13 protein-coding genes are annotated in these 21,505 nt (G+C 59.7%); 6 read left to right on the forward strand and 7 right to left on the reverse strand.

The window, feature by feature from the left end; all coding sequences use genetic code 11:
• Positions 1–119: 119 nt before the first annotated feature.
• Together metH and CFter6_RS23110 are read left to right on the forward strand one after the other, a co-directional pair.
• Positions 120–3,881, forward strand: coding sequence for a methionine synthase (gene metH / locus CFter6_RS23105; protein ID WP_061541886.1), 3,762 nt, complete (start codon positions 120–122; stop codon positions 3,879–3,881).
• Between the two features lie 11 nt (positions 3,882–3,892).
• The gene (locus CFter6_RS23110; RefSeq protein WP_061541887.1) at positions 3,893–4,789 is read left to right on the forward strand and encodes an SGNH/GDSL hydrolase family protein; all 897 of its coding nucleotides are present in this window, start codon (positions 3,893–3,895) and stop codon (positions 4,787–4,789) included.
• Positions 4,790–4,873: 84 nt separating this feature from the next.
• Here the strand turns inward: CFter6_RS23110 and CFter6_RS23115 are convergent, their stop codons facing one another.
• Positions 4,874–6,175: an NCS2 family permease gene (locus tag CFter6_RS23115; protein ID WP_061541888.1), complete on the reverse strand. Its 1,302-nt coding sequence runs from the start codon at positions 6,173–6,175 to the stop codon at positions 4,874–4,876.
• A 506-nt stretch (positions 6,176–6,681) separates the two neighbouring features.
• On the opposite strand from CFter6_RS23115, the gene xdhA reads away from it, so the two are divergent.
• From xdhA to guaD, 4 genes are read left to right on the forward strand one after another with little or no spacing between them, the layout of a single operon-like run.
• A complete protein-coding gene (gene xdhA, locus CFter6_RS23120; RefSeq protein WP_236904458.1) occupies positions 6,682–8,229 on the forward strand; it encodes a xanthine dehydrogenase small subunit in 1,548 nt (515 codons plus the stop codon).
• 9 nt (positions 8,230–8,238) lie between these two features.
• A complete protein-coding gene (gene xdhB, locus CFter6_RS23125; protein ID WP_061541890.1) occupies positions 8,239–10,614 on the forward strand; it encodes a xanthine dehydrogenase molybdopterin binding subunit in 2,376 nt (791 codons plus the stop codon).
• A gap of 24 nt (positions 10,615–10,638) precedes the next feature.
• Positions 10,639–11,727 carry a xanthine dehydrogenase accessory protein XdhC gene (gene xdhC / locus CFter6_RS23130; RefSeq protein WP_061541891.1) on the forward strand — a complete coding sequence of 363 codons (1,089 nt, stop codon included), beginning with the start codon at positions 10,639–10,641 and terminating at the stop codon, positions 11,725–11,727.
• Positions 11,728–11,783: 56 nt separating this feature from the next.
• A complete protein-coding gene (guaD, locus tag CFter6_RS23135) occupies positions 11,784–13,136 on the forward strand; it encodes a guanine deaminase (protein WP_061541892.1) in 1,353 nt (450 codons plus the stop codon).
• Positions 13,137–13,200: 64 nt separating this feature from the next.
• On the opposite strand, the gene CFter6_RS23140 is transcribed toward guaD, so the two are convergent.
• The 6 genes from CFter6_RS23140 to metX form a co-directional block, all read right to left on the reverse strand.
• Positions 13,201–14,730: a SpoVR family protein gene (locus CFter6_RS23140; protein WP_061541893.1), complete on the reverse strand. Its 1,530-nt coding sequence runs from the start codon at positions 14,728–14,730 to the stop codon at positions 13,201–13,203.
• Positions 14,727–15,992, reverse strand: a complete 1,266-nt coding sequence (locus tag CFter6_RS23145; RefSeq protein WP_061541894.1) for a YeaH/YhbH family protein — start codon at positions 15,990–15,992, stop codon at positions 14,727–14,729. The genes CFter6_RS23140 and CFter6_RS23145 overlap by 4 nt, the downstream gene beginning before the upstream one ends.
• A gap of 68 nt (positions 15,993–16,060) precedes the next feature.
• On the reverse strand, positions 16,061–17,983 hold the full coding sequence (locus tag CFter6_RS23150) for a PrkA family serine protein kinase (RefSeq protein ID WP_014008124.1): 1,923 nt from the start codon (positions 17,981–17,983) through the stop codon (positions 16,061–16,063).
• Positions 17,984–18,136: 153 nt separating this feature from the next.
• Positions 18,137–19,393 carry an AmpG family muropeptide MFS transporter gene (locus CFter6_RS23155; RefSeq protein WP_061541895.1) on the reverse strand — a complete coding sequence of 419 codons (1,257 nt, stop codon included), beginning with the start codon at positions 19,391–19,393 and terminating at the stop codon, positions 18,137–18,139.
• A 77-nt stretch (positions 19,394–19,470) separates the two neighbouring features.
• Complete coding sequence (gene metW / locus CFter6_RS23160) at positions 19,471–20,073, reverse strand: methionine biosynthesis protein MetW (RefSeq protein ID WP_061541896.1); 603 nt, start codon at positions 20,071–20,073, stop codon at positions 19,471–19,473.
• Positions 20,063–21,241, reverse strand: coding sequence for a homoserine O-succinyltransferase MetX (metX, locus tag CFter6_RS23165; protein ID WP_061541897.1), 1,179 nt, complete (start codon positions 21,239–21,241; stop codon positions 20,063–20,065). Before metX ends, metW begins: the two co-directional genes overlap by 11 nt.
• Positions 21,242–21,505 lie beyond the last annotated feature (264 nt).

The raw sequence follows: 21,505 nt of genomic DNA on the forward strand, positions 1-21,505 counted from the left end.
CAAGCGCAAGCCATTGATTTAACGTATAATTTCTGGCATTGCCATTGCAAAAAACCCGGCGCTATCGGCGACCGGGTTTTTTGCGTCCTTATTGACCAGAGCATGACCAGAGTACGCTAATGACGCCTTCCGCAACAAGCCCTGCTGTATCCACCGAAACCCGCCTGCGCGAGCTGCTGGCGCAACGCATCCTGATCCTGGATGGCGCGATGGGCACCATGATCCAGCAATACAAGCTGACGGAAGAGGACTATCGCGGCGGCCCCAAGGGCCGTTTCATCGACTTCACCGGCCCCGGGCGCGAGCTGTTCGTCAAAGGCAATAACGAACTGCTGTCGCTGACCCAGCCGCACATCATCAGCGCCATCCATGAAGAATACCTGGCAGCGGGCGCCGATCTGATCGAAAGCAATACCTTCGGCGCCACCACAGTAGCGCAAGACGACTACCATATGGCGCACCTGGCCTACGAGATGAATGTGGCCTCGGCACGGCTGGCGCGCGCCGCCTGCGACAAGTACTCGACGCCGGACAAGCCGCGCTTCGTCGCCGGCGCGCTCGGGCCGACGCCGAAAACCGCATCGATCTCGCCCGACGTCAATGACCCGGCGGCGCGCAACGTTACCTTCGACCAGCTGGTCGCCTCCTACCTGGAGCAAACCCGCGGCCTGGTGGAAGGCGGCGCCGATGTGCTGCTGGTGGAAACCATTTTCGACACCTTGAATTGCAAGGCGGCGCTGTTCGCCATCGACACCTTCTTCGAAGAGTCGGGCTTGCGCTTGCCGATCATGATTTCCGGCACCGTCACTGACGCTTCCGGCCGCATCCTGTCGGGCCAGACCGTGCCGGCCTTCTGGAATTCGATCCGCCACGCCAAGCCGCTCACTGTCGGCCTCAACTGCGCACTGGGCGCGGCGCTGATGCGCCCCTATGCGGAAGAGCTGTCCAAGATCGCCGACACCTTCGTCTGTATCTATCCGAACGCCGGCCTGCCCAATCCGATGAGCGACACCGGTTTCGATGAAACTCCGGACGTGACCTCTTCGCTGCTGAAGGATTTCGCCGAAAGCGGCTTCGTCAATATCGCCGGCGGCTGCTGCGGCACCACGCCGCCGCATATCAAGGCGATTGCAGACACCGTCGCCAAGATCCCGCCGCGCGCCGTGCCGGAAACCACGCATGAAATGCGCTTGTCCGGACTTGAACCGTTCACCATCGACGACAGCTCGCTGTTTGTCAACGTCGGCGAACGTACCAACGTCACCGGCTCCAAGGCGTTTGCCCGGCTGATCCTCAACGAGCAGTACGACGAAGCGCTGGCAGTGGCACGCCAGCAGGTGGAGAATGGCGCGCAGGTAATCGACATCAACATGGATGAGGCGATGCTGGATTCCATGGCAGCCATGCAGCGCTTCCTCAACCTGATCGCCTCCGAACCGGACATCGCGCGGGTGCCTATCATGATCGACTCGTCCAAATGGACAGTGATCGAAGCCGGCCTGAAATGCGTGCAGGGCAAGGCGATCGTCAACTCGATTTCGATGAAGGAAGGCGAGCCGGAATTCCTGCGCCAGGCCAAGCTGTGCCGCCGCTACGGCGCCGCCGTGATCGTGATGGCCTTCGATGAAAAGGGCCAGGCCGACACCTTCGAACGCAAGATCGAAATCTGCGAGCGCGCTTACAGATTGCTGGTGGACCAGATCGGCTTTCCGCCGGAAGACATCATTTTCGACCCGAACATTTTCGCGATCGCGACCGGCATCGAAGAGCACAACAACTACGCAGTCGACTTCATCAACGCCACCCGCTGGATACGCGAGAACCTGCCGCATGCCAAGATCAGCGGCGGCGTCTCCAATGTCAGCTTCAGCTTCCGCGGCAACGATCCGGCGCGCGAAGCGATCCACACGGTATTCCTGTACCACGCCATCAAGGCCGGCATGACCATGGGCATCGTCAATGCCGGCATGATGGGCGTCTACGACAACCTGCCGGCCGAATTGCGCGAACGGGTCGAGGACGTGGTGCTGAACCGCCGCGAAGATGCTACCGAACGCATGATCGAAATCGCCTCGACCCTGAAGGCCGGCGACAAGAAGGAAGAAGCGACGCTGGAATGGCGCAGCGGCACCGTGCAGCAGCGGCTGGCGCATGCGCTGGTACAAGGCATCACGCAGTGGATCGTCGAAGACACGGAAGAAGCACGCCAGGAATTGCTGAACAACGGCGGCCGGCCGATCCATGTGATCGAAGGGCCGCTGATGGACGGCATGAACATCGTCGGCGACCTGTTCGGCCAGGGCAAGATGTTCCTGCCGCAGGTAGTCAAGTCGGCGCGCGTGATGAAACAAGCGGTGGCGCACCTGATTCCCTATATCGAGGAAGAAAAGCGGCTGCACGAAGAACTGACCGGCATTGCCGCCAAACCCAAGGGCAAGATCGTCATCGCCACGGTCAAGGGCGATGTGCACGACATCGGCAAGAACATCGTCTCGGTGGTCCTGCAATGCAATAACTTTGAAGTAGTCAACATGGGCGTGATGGTGCCATGCTCGGAAATCCTGGCGATGGCCAAGGCCGAGAACGCCGATATCATCGGCCTCAGCGGCCTGATCACGCCGTCGCTGGAAGAAATGGCGCACGTCGCCAAGGAAATGCAGCGCGATCCGTACTTCCGCAGCGTCAAGATGCCGTTGCTGATCGGCGGCGCCACCACCAGCCGCGCCCATACCGCGGTGAAAATTGCACCGAACTACGAAGGACCGGTGGTCTACGTGCCTGATGCATCGCGCTCGGTTTCGGTGGCGCAGTCGTTGCTCACGCCAGAGCAGCGCGACCAGTACATCGATGAAATCGCGGTGGATTACGAACGCATACGCGAACAGCACGCCAACAAAAAGGCGGTGCCTTTGCTGACCCTGGCGGCGGCGCGCGAGAACCGTACCCGCCTGCAGTTTGCACCGGTCAAGCCGAAATTCATCGGCCGCCGCGTCTTCAAGAACGTCGACCTCGGCACGCTCGCGCGCTACATCGATTGGGGCCCGTTCTTCCAGACCTGGGACTTGGCAGGCCCGTATCCGGCCATCCTCAAGGATGAAGTGGTGGGCGAAGCAGCCAGCAAGGTATTCGAAGAAGGCCAGGCGCTGCTGAAGAAGCTGATCGACGGCCGCTGGCTGACCGCCAACGGCGTCATCGCGCTGATGCCGGCCAACACGGTGAATGACGACGATATCGAAATCTATACCGACGATACGCGCGAAAAAGTCGCATTCACCTATTACGGCTTGCGCCAGCAAACCGTGAAACCGGTAATCGACGGCGTTCCCCGGCCCAACCAGTGCCTGTCCGATTTCATTGCGCCGAAATCGTCCGGCATCGCCGACTATATCGGCCTGTTCGCCGTCACCAGCGGCATCGGTATCGAGAAATACGAAAAACGCTTCGAGGATGCGCACGACGATTATTCCTCGATCATGCTGAAATCGCTGGCCGACCGCCTGGCGGAAGCCTTCGCCGAATACATGCACGAGCGGGTGCGCAAGGACCTGTGGGGTTATGTGCCCGATGAAAGCTTGTCCAACGAAGCCTTGATCAAGGAAAGCTATAGCGGCATCCGTCCGGCTCCCGGTTATCCGGCCTGCCCGGAACACACGGTCAAGGCCGACATGTTCCAGCTCTTGCAGTGCGAGGAGATCGGCATGCAGCTCACCGAATCGTTCGCCATGTTCCCGGGCGCGGCGGTGTCGGGCTTTTATTTTGCCCATCCAGAATCGAAGTATTTTGTGGTCGGCAAGATCGGCGACGACCAGGTCAGCGACATGGCGGCGCGGCGCGGCGCCGGCAAGGACGACGTCGAACGCTGGCTGGCGCCCAACCTGTAAAGGAAACCGGCATGCGCCACAGTCTGCAGCTGAAGCAGCAATTACAACAGACGATACAGGCTGAAATCTCCGCCCGCACGCAACAGCACCAGGCGCAGATCGCCGCGCTGAAAAGCCCGGCGCCAAACCGAATGACTAGCCTGGCGGCGCGCGGCGCCAGGCCGCTGGTGCTGCTGGCCCATGGCGATTCCTGGTTTGACTATCCGCTGGACGGCAATGCGCTGTCGCTGCACGGCACCGATGTCATCGCGCAGTTGCAAACCACCGGCGCCATGCCTCCTTCGATCCTGAACGTTTCCCACAACGGCGATTCAAGCTCCGACGAAATGGCGCTGCCCAAGCAGCAGCGTTTGATCGCCGCACTGCGGGACAGCAATAACTGGATCGACGACAAACCTGACGCCATCCTGTTTTCCGGCGGCGGCAACGACATCGCCGGCGACAAGTTCTGCATCCTGCTTGATTATGCCGACAGCGCCAGCGACGGTCTCAACCTGGTGCGCTTCGCCAAGCTGCTGGAAATGGTTGAAGCCTCTTACCTCGACCTGTTTGCGTTTCGCGACAGGTATGCGCCGGGCGTGCCGGTTTTCGGCCACTGCTATGACTTTGCCATTCCCAACGGTTCCCATCCGCTATGCGCCGGGCCGTGGCTGCTGCCGTCGCTGGCTTACTGCGGCTGGACTGCAAGCGACGGCATCCCGATCGTGCGCCAGGCGCTGGAGGGCCTGGCGGCAAGGTTGCGCAAACTGGCCGCGGTTTCCGCCAACAATTTCGTCCTGGTTGAAACCCAGGGCACGCTTGCCGCCGCCGACTGGGCCAATGAGTTGCACCCCTATCCGGCCGGATTCCGGAAGATCGCAGAAAAATTCGCCGCGGCGCTACGCTTGCGCTTTCCCGGCCATATCTGATCACATCTCGCCTCCACCAATGAAAAAAGCCCCGCTGCAAGCGAGGCTTTTCAGTCCGGCGACAGGCCTCGGCCTGCGTTGCCGTCAGTCGCCGCCCAAGTGGATGAACTTGAACAGGAAGATCGCGGCAATCACCCAGACCATCGCCGGCACTTGCTTCGCGCGGCCGGTGAACAGTTTCAGCGCCGCATACGAGATGAAGCCGAAGGCAATCCCGTTGGCGATCGAATAGGTGAACGGGATCATCAGCACGGTGATCACGGCCGGCACGCTTTCGGTGCTGTCTTCCCAGTTCAGGTGCACCAGTTCGCGCAGCATCAGGCCGGCGACATAGAACAGCGCCGGCGCGGTAGCGTAGGCCGGCACGGCGCCGGCCAGCGGCGAAATGAACAGGCAAGCCAGGAACAGGATGCCGACCGCCAGCGAAGTCAGGCCGGTACGGCCGCCAGCCTGGACGCCGGCCGCGCTTTCAACATAGGCGGTGGTGCTGGATGTACCCAGCAGGGTGCCGGCCACAATCGCCGTGCTGTCCGCCAGCAACGCCTTGTTAAGACGCGCCATCTTGCCATTGACCAGCAGGCCGGCGCGGTTCGCCACGCCCATCATGGTGCCGGTGGCGTCGAACATTTCGACCAGGAAAAACACCAGTACGATATTCAGGATGCCCATTGACAGCGCGCCCATGATGTCGAGCTTGAACAGGGTCGGCTCGATCGACGGCGGCATTGCAACCACGCCGGTGAAGGTATTGCCGCCGACCAGGAAGCTCAGCACGGTCACAGTCAGGATGCCGATCAGGATCGCGCCCTTGACCTTCAGGTGGTCCAGCACCACGATCAGCAGGAAACCGATGATCGACAGGATCACCGGGATCTGGTGCAGGTCGCCGATCTGCACGAAGGTAGCCGGATTGGCGACCACCAGGCCCGAACTCTTGAGCGCGATGAAACCGAGGAACAGGCCGATGCCGGAAGTAATCGCAATCCGTATCGTGGGCGGAATGCCGTTGACGATCATGCCGCGTATCCCTACCAGGCTGACGACGATGAACAGGCAACCGGAAATGAAGACTGCCCCCAGTGCTACTTCCCAGGACACGCCCATGCCTTTCACCACCGCATAGGCAAAGTAGGCGTTAAGGCCCATGCCGGGCGCCAGCGCGATCGGATAGTTGGCGTACAGGGCCATGATCAGGGTGCCGATGGCGGCCGCCACGCAGGTTGCAACGAAGACAGCGCCTTTCGGCATGCCGGCGTCGCCCAGGATGGCAGGGTTGACGAAGATGATATAAGCCATCGTCAGGAAAGTGGTCAGCCCGGCGATCAGTTCGGTGCGGACATCTGTACCGTTTTCCTTGAGTTTGAAGAAATTCTCGAGCAATTGCATTGTTGTGTCTCCGTGATTATTGTTGTTTTTGGTTTTCTGGCTGCCGCGTTGCTCCCGCCGTTTCTTTTGGTGCGGAGTTCTGGCAAAGTAATGTGTTACAGAATGGGGTCACAAATATGCTCCAGGCTAAATATCAATTATTCCAGCGAGATGATAACCGCTCCCGCTGCCGCATTGATAGCCCTGCATTTGCCCCAGCCAAAGATTTTCTCATTCTCGAAAATCGGAAAAACCGTCAAATACATTTCCATTAAGAAATATTCCGTTCGCAATGGCTATATTTGCCAAATGGAATCACATATCCATTCTCTATTCCATTTTCGAGATACCTGACATCAGCCGTTTCGCTATATGAAGCGGCGGCACAAATGCTAATCTGGGCTCATAATTAATAGGCCGTTGCAAAGCCTAGCCTAGTCCCACGTAACCCGCACCCAGGCGAAAGCGGCAATACGATCCAGAGGCATGGTTTTTGCAACCGCAGCTAAACCATATTGGAGATTGCCTTGTCTACGCCCGCACCTCATTCCACGGCCGCTAGCGTCATCCGTTTCTACTACCGTGGTGAAATCCACGCAGTGGACCAGGCTGCGCCGACCCGCACCATCTTGCAGCACCTGCGGGAAGACCTGCACTGCACCGGCAGCAAGGAAGGCTGCGCCGAAGGCGATTGCGGCGCCTGCACCGTCGTCATCGGCGAACAGAGCGCAGACGGCGTCACGCTCAAATCGGTCAATTCCTGCATCCAGTTCCTGCCGACGCTGGACGGCAAGGCTTTGTATACCGTCGAGGACCTGAAACAGGACAGCGGCGCCCTGCACCCCGTGCAGCAAGCGATGGTGGAATGCCACGGCTCGCAATGCGGTTTCTGCACGCCAGGTTTCGTGATGTCGCTGTGGGACTTGTACTTGAAACACGACGGCAGCCACGCCTCTTCCTCCCCCGCTGCCTGCAGTACAACCGGAGCGGCCGGCGGCGCCTGCCAGCCATTGCAGCGCAAGGACATCGATATCGCGCTCTCGGGCAACCTGTGCCGCTGCACCGGCTACCGGCCTATCATCGACGCCGCGCACCGGATGGGCGAACTGCCGGCAGTCGGCTTCGACCGCCAGGCTTTGCAGCAGGCGCTGCAGCCATTGCAACGCGACGACACCTTCGTCTACCAGCACGGCGGCCAGACTTTCTATGCGCCACGCACGCTGGCGCAGCTGGTGGAAGTGCGCGCCGCCAATCCGGGGGCGCGTATCCTGGCCGGCTCGACCGACGTCGGCCTGTGGGTAACCAAGCAGATGCGCGACCTGGGCGACATCATCTACCTCGGCCAGGTAAGCGAGCTGAACGCCATGGCGCTGCGCGAAGGACAACTGGAAATCGGCGCCGGCGTGACGCTGAACGACGCTTATGCGGAAATCTGCAAGCACTATCCCGAACTGTCGGAAATGTGGCAGCGCTTTGCCTCGCTGCCGATCCGCAACGCCGGCACCCTGGGCGGCAACGTCGCCAACGGCTCGCCTATCGGCGACTCGCCGCCATGGCTGATCGCACTCGGCGCGCAAGTCGTGCTGCGCGGTCCGGCCGGCCAGCGCGTGATGCCGCTGGAGGCGCTGTACCTTGATTACATGAAAAAAGACATGCAGGCCGATGAATTCGTCGAGGCCGTACGGTTGCCGCTGCCGCATGCCGGACAACGCTTCCGCACCTACAAACTGGCAAAGCGTTTCGACCAGGATATTTCAGCTGTCTGCGCGGCGTTCTCGGTAACTCTGGATGGCGACAAGATCAGCGATATCCGCATCGCTTTCGGCGGCATGGCGGCAACCCCGAAGCGCGCTGCGCTGACTGAGGCCGCCTTGCGTGGCCAGGCCTGGAGCGAAAGCGTGCTGGAAAACGCGGTAGCGCTGATGACGGACGATTACAAACCGTTGTCCGACATGCGCGCCTCCAGCGAATACCGGATGAAGACGTCGCAAAACCTGTTGCGCCGGTTCTGGCTGGAAACCCGCGTCGATGCGCCGTTGCGCAGCGACCAGGTGAATCCTTTTGTATGTGCCTGAGTTGACATCATGAATAAGCAAACTGAAGTTTTTATGAAACCCGCGCCGCAAGACAGCAATGCCGGCAACAGCTCGGCCTGGGCCGAAGTCGGCCAATCGCATCCGCACGAATCGGCGATATTGCATGTGCTGGGCGAAGCCACCTACACCGACGACATCCCGGAAGCGCAAGGCACTTTGCACGCCGCGCTCGGCATGTCGCAAAAAGCCCATGCCCGGATCCGCTCGATCAACTTCGATGCAGTGCGCAGCGCGCCCGGCGTAGTGGCAGTCTTTACCGAAGCCGACATTCCCGGCACCAACGATTGCGGTCCGATCATTCATGATGATCCGATCCTGGCCAAGGGCCTGGTCGAATATGTGGGCCAGCCGATCTTCGCGGTCATCGCAGACACTCACGACAATGCACGGCGCGCAGTGCGCAAGGTAGTCATAGACTATGAAGAACTGCCGGCGATCCTGACGCCGCAAGCTGCGCACGCGGCGAAATCCTATGTCTTGCCGCCGATGCACCTGGCGCGCGGCAATGCGCAACAAGCTTTCGAAACCGCCGCGCACCGCGTCAGCGGCCAGTTGTATGTCGGCGGCCAGGAACAGTTTTACCTGGAAGGCCAGATTTCCTACGCCATCCCGAAAGAACAGAACGGCATGCTGGTGCTGTGTTCGACCCAGCATCCGACCGAAATGCAGCACGTGGTGGCGCATGCGCTGGGTGTGCATTCGCATAACATCGTGGTGGAATGCCGGCGCATGGGCGGCGGCTTCGGCGGCAAGGAATCGCAATCGGCCTTGTGGGCGGCGGTGGCGGCGATTGCCGCGGCCAAGCTGAAGCGCCCGGTCAAGCTGCGCGCCGACCGCGACGACGACATGATGGTGACCGGCAAACGCCATTGCTTCTATTACGATTACGAAGTCGGTTACGACGATGCCGGCCGGATTGTCGCCGCAAAAGTCGACATGGTGAGCCGCGCCGGTTTCTCGGCCGACCTGTCGGCACCTGTGGCAACCCGTGCAGTCTGCCATTTCGATAATACCTATTACCTGTCCGATGTCGACATCAAGGCGAGTTGCGGCAAGACCAATACCCAGTCGAACACTGCCTTCCGCGGTTTCGGCGGCCCGCAAGGCGCGATTGCGATCGAATACATCGTCGATGAAATCGCCCGCAACCTCGGCCGCGATGCGCTCGATATCCGCAAGCTGAATTTCTACGGACGCAACGATGAAGAGGGCCGCAACGTTACCCAGTACGGCCAGAAAATCGTCGATAACGTGATCCATGAGCTGGTGGCCGAACTCGAATCCACCAGCGAATACCGGCAACGGCGCGCCGCCGTCGAAGCCTTCAACGCCGGCAGCCCGGTGCTGAAAAAGGGCCTGGCGCTGACGCCGGTCAAATTCGGCATCGCTTTCAACGTCACCCACTTCAACCAGGCTGGCGCACTGGTGCACGTGTATACCGACGGCTCGGTGCTGGTCAATCACGGCGGCACCGAAATGGGCCAGGGCATCAACACCAAGGTGGCGCAGGTGGTGGCGCATGAACTCGGCATCCCGCTGGAACTGGTGCGCGTCAGCGCTACCGACACCAGCAAGGTCGCCAATACTTCGGCCACCGCGGCATCCACCGGCGCCGACCTGAACGGCAAGGCGGCGCAAGATGCCGCCCATACGATCCGCCAGCGCCTGGCGGAATTCTTCGCGAAATTGCATGGCGGTGATGCCAAGGCTGTGGCTTTCGCCGCAGGCGCGGTCCATCTCGGCGAGCACAGCCTGGCGTTTGGCGACTTGGCGCAGAAGGCTTATCTCTCGCGGGTGCAACTGTGGTCCGACGGTTTCTACGCAACGCCGGGCTTGCACTGGGATCCGAAAACCATGACCGGCCGCCCGTTCTCTTATTTTGCCTACGGCGCCTCGGTGTCGGAAGTGGTGGTAGATACTTTTACCGGCGAATGGAGGCTGCTGCGCGCCGACGCCTTGTATGATGCCGGCCAGTCCCTGAACCCGGCTTTGGATATCGGCCAGGTGGAAGGCGCGTTCATCCAGGGCATGGGCTGGTTAACCACGGAAGAACTGTGGTGGAACAAGGACGGCAAGCTGATGACGCATGCGCCGTCGACCTACAAGATCCCCGGCATTTCCGATTGTCCCCAGGATTTCCGCGTCAAGCTTTTCAAGAACCGCAACGTCGAAGACAGCATCCATCGTTCCAAAGCGGTCGGCGAACCGCCCCTGCTGCTGCCGTTTTCGGTCTTTTTTGCGATCCGCGACGCCATCGCCAGCGTCGGCGGCAAGCGCTTCAATCCGCCGCTGAATGCGCCGGCGACCAGCGAAGCCATCCTGAAATCGGTCGATGCCGTGCGTGCGATGTCACGCGCGGCCTGATTCAGGCATATTCGGAGACTCATCATGAGCAACTGGCTGGACGCACTCACCACGCTGATCACGCAACCCGCGCAAACCACCACGGCGATCCTGGTCACCGTGGCCCAGGTTGAGGGTTCAGGTCCGCGCGAACCGGGCGCCAAGATGGTGGTGACCGCAGTCGGGCAGTTCGATACCATAGGCGGCGGCCACCTGGAATTGCAGGCGGTCAGGATCGCCCGCGAAATGCTGGACGAAGGCTTGTCGCTGAGCCGCGAACGCAGACTGCAACGTTTTTCTTTAGGACCGTCGCTGGGCCAATGCTGCGGCGGCGTCGTGCATCTGGCGTTTGAACGGGTGACGCCGGCCTCAGCCGATTATTTCAGTTTCCTTCAACGCCGCCTGCGCGAAGCGGAAGACAGCTGGCGCCTGGTGGCCCTCGACGATGCCGCGCCGCCGGCCTTGTGCGACGGCGACGGCGAACGCCTGCACGGGCCGGGACGCTTGCCCACCCTGCCGTCTTTGTCGACGCCTTCGGTCAACGCCCTCGGCGCCTGCCTGGTCTTGCGCGACGATAACGGCAAGCGCTGGCTGCTCGATGCCTGCCTGGCGCCTCGCCCGCAATTGTTCCTGTTCGGCGCCGGCCATGTCGGCGCAGCCATCGTCAAGGCGCTTGGCGACTTGCCGTGCCGGGTGGTCTGGATCGACGAGCGCGAAGAAATGTTTCCAGACGAGTTGCCGGCCAACGTCCGGGTGGAAGCAACCGATACGCCGGAAGCCGTGGTGGACAGCGCCCCGGCCGGCTCCAGTTTCCTGGTCATGACGCATAATCACGCGCTCGACCAGCGCTTGTCGGCGCAGATCCTGCAGCGCGACGATATAGCCTGGTTCGGCCTGATCGGTTCGAAAAGCAAGCGCATGCAGTTCGAGCATCGCTTGCATGAGCGTGGCATCTCTCTTGAGCGGCTGGCCGACATGGTCTGCCCGATCGGCATTCCGGGCATCGTCGGCAAGGAGCCGGCAGTCATCGCCGCCTCGGTCACCGCGCAGCTGCTGCAAGTCTGGGAACATATCGCCAGGCAGCAGCAGACAGCTGCGCCGCATCTGCGGCCACAGCTGCTCAGCACAATCTAATTTACATCAGTCATTCATTGCAGCGCTCGCACGCGCTTTCATTCGAGGATAGTTTTATGGCAGTCATCAGCTTCAGCAATATCGACCAATCAGCTTTGCAGGCATACCGCGCCAGCGTTCTTCATTTCCATGCCGATCCGGCACACCATGCCGACGCTTATGCATGGCACGAAGACGGTTTGCTGCTGGTTGCCGACGGCAAGGTAGTGGCGGCCGGCGATTACCAGCAGCTGTCTGCGCAGTTACGGACCGAGCTGAAAAGCGAATTGAAAATCCAGGATTACCGCGGCAAGATCATCATGCCCGGTTTCATCGATACCCATCTGCACTACCCGCAAACCGACATGATCGCCTCGCCGGCTCCGGGACTGCTGCCGTGGCTGGAGAAATACACTTTCCCGACCGAGCGCAAGTTCAGCGATCCGGCCCACGCCAAGGATGTCGCCACCTTCTTCATCGATGAGCTGCTGCGCTGCGGCACCACCACGGCGATGGTGTATTGCACCGTCAATCCAGTTTCGGTGGATGCTTTCTTCAGCGCCAGCGAAGCACGCAACCTGCGCATGGTGACCGGCAAGGTGCTGATGGACAGGAATTGCCCGGAATTCTTGCAAGATACCGCCGAAGGCGGCATCCGCGACAGTGAAGAACTGCTGAAGAAATGGCACAAGCGCGGCCGCCAGCTGTATGCGATCACACCCCGTTTTGCGCCCACCTCCAGCAACGCCCAGCTGCAGCTCGCCGGCGAACTGGCGCAAGCTTATCCGGACGCTTACCTGCAAACCCACGCGGCGGAAAATATCGATGAGGTGGCCTGGGTCAAATCTCTGTTCCCGGAGTCGCGCAGCTACATGGATGTTTACGACAAGTACGGCATGCTGCGGCCGCGCTCGATGTACGGCCATTGTGTCTGGCTCGACAATCACGACCGCCAGCGCATGGCCGAGACGCAATCGGCTATCGCAGTCTGCCCGACCTCGAACCTGTTCCTCGGCAGCGGCCTGTTCGACTTCAAGGGCGCCGATGCAGCCGGAGTATCCGTATCGCTGGCGACCGATGTCGGCGGCGGCACCAGTTTCTCCATGCTGCAAACCATGAACGAAGCCTACAAGGTCGCGCGCATGGCCACTACCTACCTGCCGGCGATGCGAATGTTCTACCTGGCGACATTGGGCGGCGCGCGCAGCATGCAGCTGGAAGGCACGATCGGCAATTTCGTCGCCGGCGCCGAAGCCGATTTCATCGTACTCGATCCGCAAGCCACGCCACTGCTGGCGCGCCGCAGCGAACGCACCGAGAGCCTGGAAGAGCTGTTGTTTGCCCTGGCCTTGCTGGGCGATGACAGGGCGATTGCGGCTACCTATGCGGCCGGCGAGCTGGTCCATAGCCGGGCTGCAGCCAGCCTGTAAACCCAATTAGCCCGGTTTGCCCGGGCTAATTAATTGATTGCATCGTCCTCGTTCTCAACCGTATTTAGGGCCGCAGCACGTACTTGTTTTCGCTGACGCATTCATAGCGCTGCAAGACATTGCCGCTGTCGTCGACGCTCTCCAGGTACACATCGAACTGCCACAGGCGCGCCATGTGCCGCAGGATTTCATCGGTGCCGTCCGCCAGCGGCCGGCTGTCGCTGCGGAAATGGCGCAGGGTCAGGCTGCGGTCACCGCGCGTATTGACCGACCAGACCTGGATGTTCGGTTCACGGTGGTTGATGTCGTATTGCCGCGACAAGGCCTGCCGCACATACTGGTAGCCGGCATCGTTATGGATCGCCGAGACTTCCAGTTCGCTGCGGTTCTCGTCATCCAGCACCGCGAACAGGCGCATGTCGCGTATCAGCTTCGGCGACAGGTACTGGGCGACAAAACTCTCATCCTTGAAATTGCGCATCGCGTAATGCAAGGTTTCCAGCCATGGCGTGCCGGCCAGTTCGGGGAACCATTGCCTATCTTCGTCGGTGGGCTTTTCGCAGATGCGGCGGATGTCGCTCATCATGCCGAAACCCAGCGCATACGGATTCATGCCGCTGTAATACGATTTGGTCACCGGCGGCTGGTACACCACATTGCTGTGCGAGTGCAGGAACTCCATCATGAAGCCGTCGGTCAGCTTGCCTTCGTCGTATAGCGTATTGAGGATGGTGTAGTGCCAGAACGTGGCCCAGCCTTCGTTCATGACCTGGGTCTGGCGCTGCGGGTAGAAATACTGCGCGACCTTGCGCACGATGCGGATCACTTCGCGTTCCCACGATTCCAGCAGCGGTGAATTTTTCTCGGCGAAGTACAGCAGGTTTTCCTGCGTCTCGGGCGGGAAGCGTCCTTCCACCTGCTCGGCCGCTTCCGATTTTTTTTCCGGCAAGGTGCGCCACAATTCATTGACCTGCGACTGCATGTATTCGGCCCGCTCGCGCCGCTGCGCCTGTTCTTTCTCCAGCGACAGTTTCTGCGGCCGCTTGTAGCGGTCGACGCCATAGTGCATCAAGGCATGGCAGGAATCCAGCAGTTCCTCGACCTTGGAAAAGCCGTAGCGCTCTTCGCATTCGGCGATGTATGCCTTGGCGTAGACCAGGTAGTCGATGATGGCGTGGGCGTCGGTCCACAGCTGGAACAGGTAGTTGCCCTTGAAAAAAGAATTATGCCCATACGCTGCATGCGCCACCACCAGCGCCTGCATAGTCATGGTGTTTTCTTCCATCAGGTAGGCGATGCAGGGATTCGAATTGATGACGATTTCGTAAGCCAGCCCCATCTGCCCGCGCTTGTAGTCGCGCTCGGTCATCAGGAAATGCTTGCCGAACGACCAGTGCCGGTAATTCACCGGCATGCCGGCCGAGGCATAAGCGTCCATCATCTGTTCGGCGGTGATGATTTCCAGCTGGATCGGATAGATATCCAGCTTGTAATTGGCGGCGACGCGGGCGATCTCATCGTTGTACAGCTCGATCAGATCGAAAGTCCAGTCGGACGGGCACGGCAAAGGCTGGTGGATCAGACGGTCGTTCATGACTGCACCTGCTTTTCAAACAGTTCGCGGAACACCGGATAGATCTCGCTGGCAGCCTGCACTTTTTTCATGGCAAACTGGGGATTGACCGCAGCGATCTGCTGATATTCGGTCCATAGGTTCTGCTCTTCGACGGTAACCTGGATGTAGGCGAAATAACGCGAGCGCGGCAGTATTTCGAGCTCCAGCAACTGCCGGCATTTCGGTGAATCATCATTCCAGTTGTCGCCGTCGGAGGCTTGCGCGCCGTAGATATTCCAGTCGCCCGGCGGATAGCGGTCGTCGATGATCTGCTTCATCAGTTCCAGCGCGCTCGACACCACCGTGCCGCCGCTTTCCTGGGAATGGAAGAAGGTTTCTTCATCGACCTCGTCGGCGCGCGTGTGATGGCGGATGAAGACTACTTCGATATGTTCGTAGTTACGGGTCAGGAACAGGTAGAGCAGGATAAAAAAACGCTTCGACAGGTCTTTGCGCTGCTCATCCATCGAGCCCGATACGTCCATCACGCAAAACATCACGGCCCGGCTGGACGGTTGTGGCACCTTGACCCGGTTGACGTAACGCAGGTCGAAAGGATCGATGAACGGGATGCGCCAGATGCGGCCTTTGAGGTGATGGATATCGTCTTCCAGGCGCTTGATTTCCTCGCGCCGGTCCTGTGGATCGGCCTTGAGCGTCTCCATCAGCAGTTCCAGCTCGCGCAGCCTGACCACCAGCGGCGAACCAAGCGCGATCCGCCGACCCAGCGAGCTGCGCAGGGAACGCACGATGTCGATATTGTTGGGCGTGCCGTCGGTCGAATAACCGGCGCGCATGTTTTTCCAGCTCGGCACCGCCAGCAGGTTGGTCTTGATCAGGCGCGGCAATTCCAGGTCTTCGAAGAAGTACTGCATGAATTCTTCGCGCGACAGCTGGAACACGAATTCATCTTCGCCTTCGCCCTGGTCGCTGGCCGAGCTGCCGCCGCCGCTCTGGCCGCCGTCCGGACGTGCAATGCGGTCGCCTTGCAGATAATCCTGGTTGCCGGGATGGACCATCTCGCGCTTGCCGCCGGGACCATGGCCGAAGATCGGTTCGTTGATGCCCTTGCGCGGAATGCTGATGCTCTTGGCGTTTTCGATTTCCTTGATGCCGCGGTCGCGCACGGCTTCCGTCACCGAGCGATGGATGGCCGCCCGGAAGCGCCGTAAGAAACGCTCCCGGTTGGCAATGCTTTTGTTCTTGCCAGACAGTCTACGGTCGATTATCTGATGCAACACGGTCGGCTCTCCCAGGGTGAGTCGCTGAACTTATCCTATACTTTATCCATGCCTACCCAGTGCCCACCTTACGATGATTTACGCACACGCAGATACCATTCGCACAGCAAGCGCACCTGCTTCGGCGTGTAACCCTTGCTGACCATGCGGTTGACGAAATCTTCATGCTTGCGCAATTCTTCGTTCGACCCTTTGGCGTTGAATGAAATAACCGGCAACAAGTCTTCGGTGTTCGAGAACATCTTCTTCTCGATCACCACGCGCAGTTTTTCGTAGCTGGTCCAGAGCGGATTCTTGCCGGCGTTCGAGACCCGTGCGCGCAACACGAAATTGACGATCTCGTTACGGAAATCCTTGGGGTTGCTGATGCCGGCAGGTTTTTCGATTTTTTCCAGCTCGCCGTTCAAGGCAGCGCGGTCAAAGCTTTCGCCGGTGTCATGGTCGCGGAATTCCTGGTCCTGTATCCAGAAATCGGCATACGTCACGTAACGGTCAAAGACGTTCTGGCCGTATTCCGAATACGATTCCAGGTAGGCGGTCTGGATTTCCTTGCCGATGAATTCGGCATACCGCGTGGCCAGCGTATCCTTCACGTAAGACAGGTATTTCTGCTCGATTTCTTGCGGGAACTGCTCGCGTTCGATCTGCTGTTCCAGCACATACATCAGGTGCACCGGATTGGCCGCGACTTCGGTCGAATCGAAATTGAATACGCGCGACAGTATCTTGAAGGCGAAGCGGGTCGAGACCCCGGTCATGCCTTCATCGACGCCGGCATAATCGCGATACTCCTGGAACGACTTGGCTTTCGGATCGCTGTCTTTCAGGTTCTCGCCGTCATACACCTGCATCTTGGAGAAGATGCTGGAGTTCTCCGGTTCACCCAGGCGCGTCAGGATGGAAAACTGCGCCATCATCTTCAGCGTGCCCGGCGCGCAGATCGCCTTGCCCAGCGAAGAAGTGCGGATCAGCTTTTCGTAGATCTTGATTTCTTCCGACACCCGCAGGCAATACGGCACCTTGACGATATAGATGCGATCGAGCAAGGCTTCGTTGTTCTTGTTGTTGCGGAACGCTTTCCATTCCGATTCGTTGGAGTGGGCCAGAATGATGCCGTCGAACGGGATCGCGCCAAAACCTTCGGTGCCCTTGAAATTGCCTTCCTGCGTGGCGGTCAGCAACGGGTGCAGCACCTTGATCGGCGCCTTGAACATTTCGACGAATTCCAGCAAACCCTGGTTCGACAGGCACAGGCCGCCGGAATAACTGTAGGCGTCGGCGTCGTCCTGCGAATATTGCTCGAGCTTGCGGATATCGACCTTGCCGACCAGGGTCGAGATGTCCTGGTTGTTTTCATCGCCCGGTTCAGTCTTGGAAATCGCGATCTGCCGCAGGATCGAGGGATAACGCTTGACCACGCGGAACTTGCGGATGTCGCCGTTGAATTCATGCAGGCGCTTGACGGCCCACGGACTCAGTATCGATTTCAGGTAGCGGCGCGGAATGCCGTACTGTTCTTCCAGGATAGCGCCATCTTCTTCGTAGTCGAACAAACCGAGCGGCGACTCGTTGACCGGCGATCCCTTGAGGGAATAGAACGGCACATGCTCCATCAATTGTTTGAGGCGCTCGGCGATCGACGATTTGCCGCCGCCCACCGGACCGAGCAGATACAGGATCTGCTTGCGTTCTTCCAGCCCTTGCGCGGCGTGCCGGAAATAAGCGACCACCTGTTCGATCACTTCTTCGGCGCCGTAGAATTCCTTGAACGCCGGATAGACCTTGAGCACCTTGTTGGCAAAGATGCGCGACAAGGAAGGGTCGTGCCTTGTATCAACCTGCTGCGGTTCGCCTATCGCCATCAGCATGCGTTCCCCGGCTGTTGCATAACAGCTGGGATCAGTCTTACAAAGCGCAAGATATTCTTCTAAGGAAAACTCTTCTTCTCTGGTTTTGTCGAACCGACTCGCAAAGCTGCTGTAGATATCCATATCACCCCCGCATCAACGATGTTGCGAAAACAAATTGAAGATTATTTCTACCGATTTCGACCTCTTCAGATACTCACAGTTCCTTGATCGGCCAGCTTCGTTTTTCGACGCGGCCCAGAAGAGGATTTACACGATTTGATTCTAAACCTTTTTCTAAGATGCAACAGGGTTTTCTGATTTTTCATTCCAAGGCGCGACCTTGAATAAAATCAACATCCCTGGCAGCGCCAGTACAAAACATAATATGAAAAAATGGAACCAGCCGGTTTCGGCAACAATGTAACCGACCGAGGAATTGATAAAGGTGCGTGGCACCGCAGCAAGGCTGGTAAACAAGGCATATTGCGTCGCCGTGTAGCGCGGATCTGTAGTGCGCGCGATATAGGCCACGAAAGCGGCGGTGCCGAGGCCGACGCCAAACGCCTCGCCGCCGATCACGATGGCCAGCACCAGCGGATCGGGGCCGGCCTGGGCCAGCCAGGCGAAACCAAGGATGGTCACCGCCTGCACCACGCCGAAAATCCACAAGGCGCGGTTGATGCCGATCTGCACCATCCAGATGCCGCCAACCAAGCCGCCGACCAGGCTGGCCCACAAGCTGGTGGTCTTGGAAATGACGCCGATCTGGGTCAGCGAAAAACCAAGATCGATATAAAACCTGGTAGCAAGCGCGGTCGCCATGCTGTCGCCCAGCTTGTACAGGAAGATGAAAGCCAGCACCCACAATGCGCCGCGCCAGCCGTCGCGAGCGATGAATTCCTGGAACGGCAGCACCACGGCTTGCCGCAGGTTCTTCGGCGGCGCGCCGTATACCGCCGGTTCCTTGATCATCAGGGTGCAGATCAGGCCCGGCAGCATGAATCCCGCCGTAATCCAGAATACCGCCTGCCAGCTCATGTGGTCGGCCAGGAACAGCGACAAGGCGCCCGGCACCATGCCCGCTACCTTGTAGGCGTTGACGTTGATCGCCGCGCCCAGGCCCTGTTCGTTGTCAGGCAGGATTTCGCGCCGGTAGGCGTCGATCACGATGTCCTGGCTGGCCGACAGGAAGGCCACCAGCGACGCCATGAAGGCAATCGTCGCCACCTGGGTATGCGGATTTAGCATGCCCATGCCGCCAATAGCGACAAACAGGCTGGCCTGGGTCAGCATCATCCAGCTGCGCCTGCGGCCCAGCTTGCCGAAATGAAAGCGGTCCATCAGCGGCGACCACAGGAATTTCCAGGTGTAGGGAAACATCACCAGCGCAAACAGGCCGAGCGCTTTGACATCAAGGCCGGATTTGCTCAGCCATGCTTGCAGCAGACTGAGCAGGATAAACAGCGGCAGGCCGGAACTGAAGCCGAGGAAGGCGCAGATCAGCATGCGCCGGTTGAGATAGTGGTGCCAGGGATTTGAATCTGATGTCATGGATGCGCCCGCGGCGGCGGGAGTTTAGGATCCGGGGCCAGGCTGCAACCGCTAGTTGCAGCCTGGCCCCGGCTTCCTTATTTTTTTCGGAAACGGAATACCGCAAGACTACCACGCCAGTTTGGCAGCATCGATATCGGCTGGCCGTCGTGCAAGGCGACGCATTCGAGCACTTCCAGGCCGACTTCATTGGCCAGCTCTTCAAAATCCTTGATGGTGGCGCAGCGCAGGTTGGGCGTGTCATACCACTCGTAAGGCAGCGACTTGGACACCGGCATGCGGCCGCGCAGCAGCGCTACCCGGTGCGGCCAGTAGGCAAAATTGGGGAAGGAAACGATCGCTTCGCGCCCGACCCTGGCGATGTCACGTAATACTCCTTCAACATTTTTCATCATTTGCAGGGCCGACAGGCACAGCACGGTGTCGAAAGCGTTGTCGGCAAACAGCGTCAGCCCGGCTTCCATGTCCTGCTGAATCACCGAAACCCCGCGCGCCACGCACACCGGGATCTTGGCGTCGTCGATTTCGACGCCATAACCGGCGCACTGCTTGTCGGACTGCAGGTAATCGAGCATGACGCCGTCGCCGCAGCCCAGGTCGAGCACCTGCGACTCGCCGCGCACCCAGTGCGCGATAAAGGCCAGGTCGGGTCGCAAGCTGCTTAATTGATCAAAATTCATGCACTGCTCCTGCTGCTTCAGTTACTGCTTTCGATGCCGCCGGCTGTTCCAGTTCCTGCCAGATGCGGTTGTAATATTCGCCCACCACGCTCATGTAACGCGGGTCGTCCAGCAAAAAGGCGTCGTGGCCGTGCGGCGCATCGATCTCGGCATAACTGACGCGGCGCTTGTTGTTGACCAGCGCCTGCACCATTTCGCGGCTGCGTTCCGGCGAAAAACGCCAGTCGGTCATGAACGAGACCAGCAGGAATTGCGCCTGGGTCTTGCTCAGGGCGCGGGTCAGGTCGCCGTCGTATTCCTTGGCCGGGTCAAAATAATCGAGGGCCTTGGTGATCAGCAGGTAGGTGTTGGCATCAAAGTATTCGGAGAATTTGTCGCCCTGGTAGCGCAGGTAGGATTCGATTTCGAAATCGATGCCGAAGCCGAACTGGTAACTGCCGGAACGCAGGTCGCGGCCGAATTTCTCGGCCATGTCGTCGTCCGACAGATAGGTGATGTGGCCCACCATGCGCGCTACCCGCAAACCGTTCTTCGGCACCACGCCATGGGCGTAATAGTCGCCGCCATGGAAACCGGGGTCGGTCAGGATAGCCTGGCGCGCAACGTCGTTGAACGCGATGTTTTGCGCCGACAGCTTGGGCGTCGAGGCGATCACCACGCAATGGCGCAGGCGGGCCGGATACAACAGGCTCCAGGCCAGGGCCTGCATGCCGCCCAGCGAACCGCCCATGACGGCGGCGAACTGGACGATGCCGAGCGCATCGGCGAGGCGCGCCTGCGCTTGCACCCAGTCTTCCACAGTCACGACCGGGAAGTCCGCGCCATACGGTTTGCCGGTGGCGGCGTTGATATGCATGGGGCCGGTCGAGCCGAAACAGGAACCGAGGTTGTTGACGCCGATGACAAAGAACTTGTTGGTGTCGAGCGCCTTGCCCGGCCCCACCATGTTGTCCCACCAGCCGACGTTCTTTTCATCGTCCCGGTAGACGCCGGCGACGTGGTGCGAGGCGTTCAGGGCGTGACACACCAGCACTGCATTCGACTTGTCGGCGTTGAGGCTGCCGTAGGTTTCGTACACCAGTGTGTAATCCGCCAGCAGCGCGCCGCTTTGCAATTGCAGCGGCGTCGCGAAATGCATGGACTGCGGGGCAACTATTCCGAGGGACATGGTAAGGACCTAATAACAATAAAAAAAGCCCGAGAGCTTTCGCTAATCGGGCTAAATTCTGGGCTTGTACTTCAAGCTCGCTTTAGCCGTATTTATTTGGCAGCGCCTGGTCCAGGGACCTGGTGCTGCCGCGCGCCCGCAAGCTGAGGTGGTGAGACCATTCAAATCGGCGCGATAGCTCAAGAATAACCAAGTCGGGGCCTGGCGTCAAACCGGAACCGTATAACTATCAGGACTTACGCAACACCGCCCCAGCGGCGTTAC

The organism is Collimonas fungivorans (assembly GCF_001584145.1).
GTDB lineage: Bacteria > Pseudomonadota > Gammaproteobacteria > Burkholderiales > Burkholderiaceae_D > Collimonas > Collimonas fungivorans.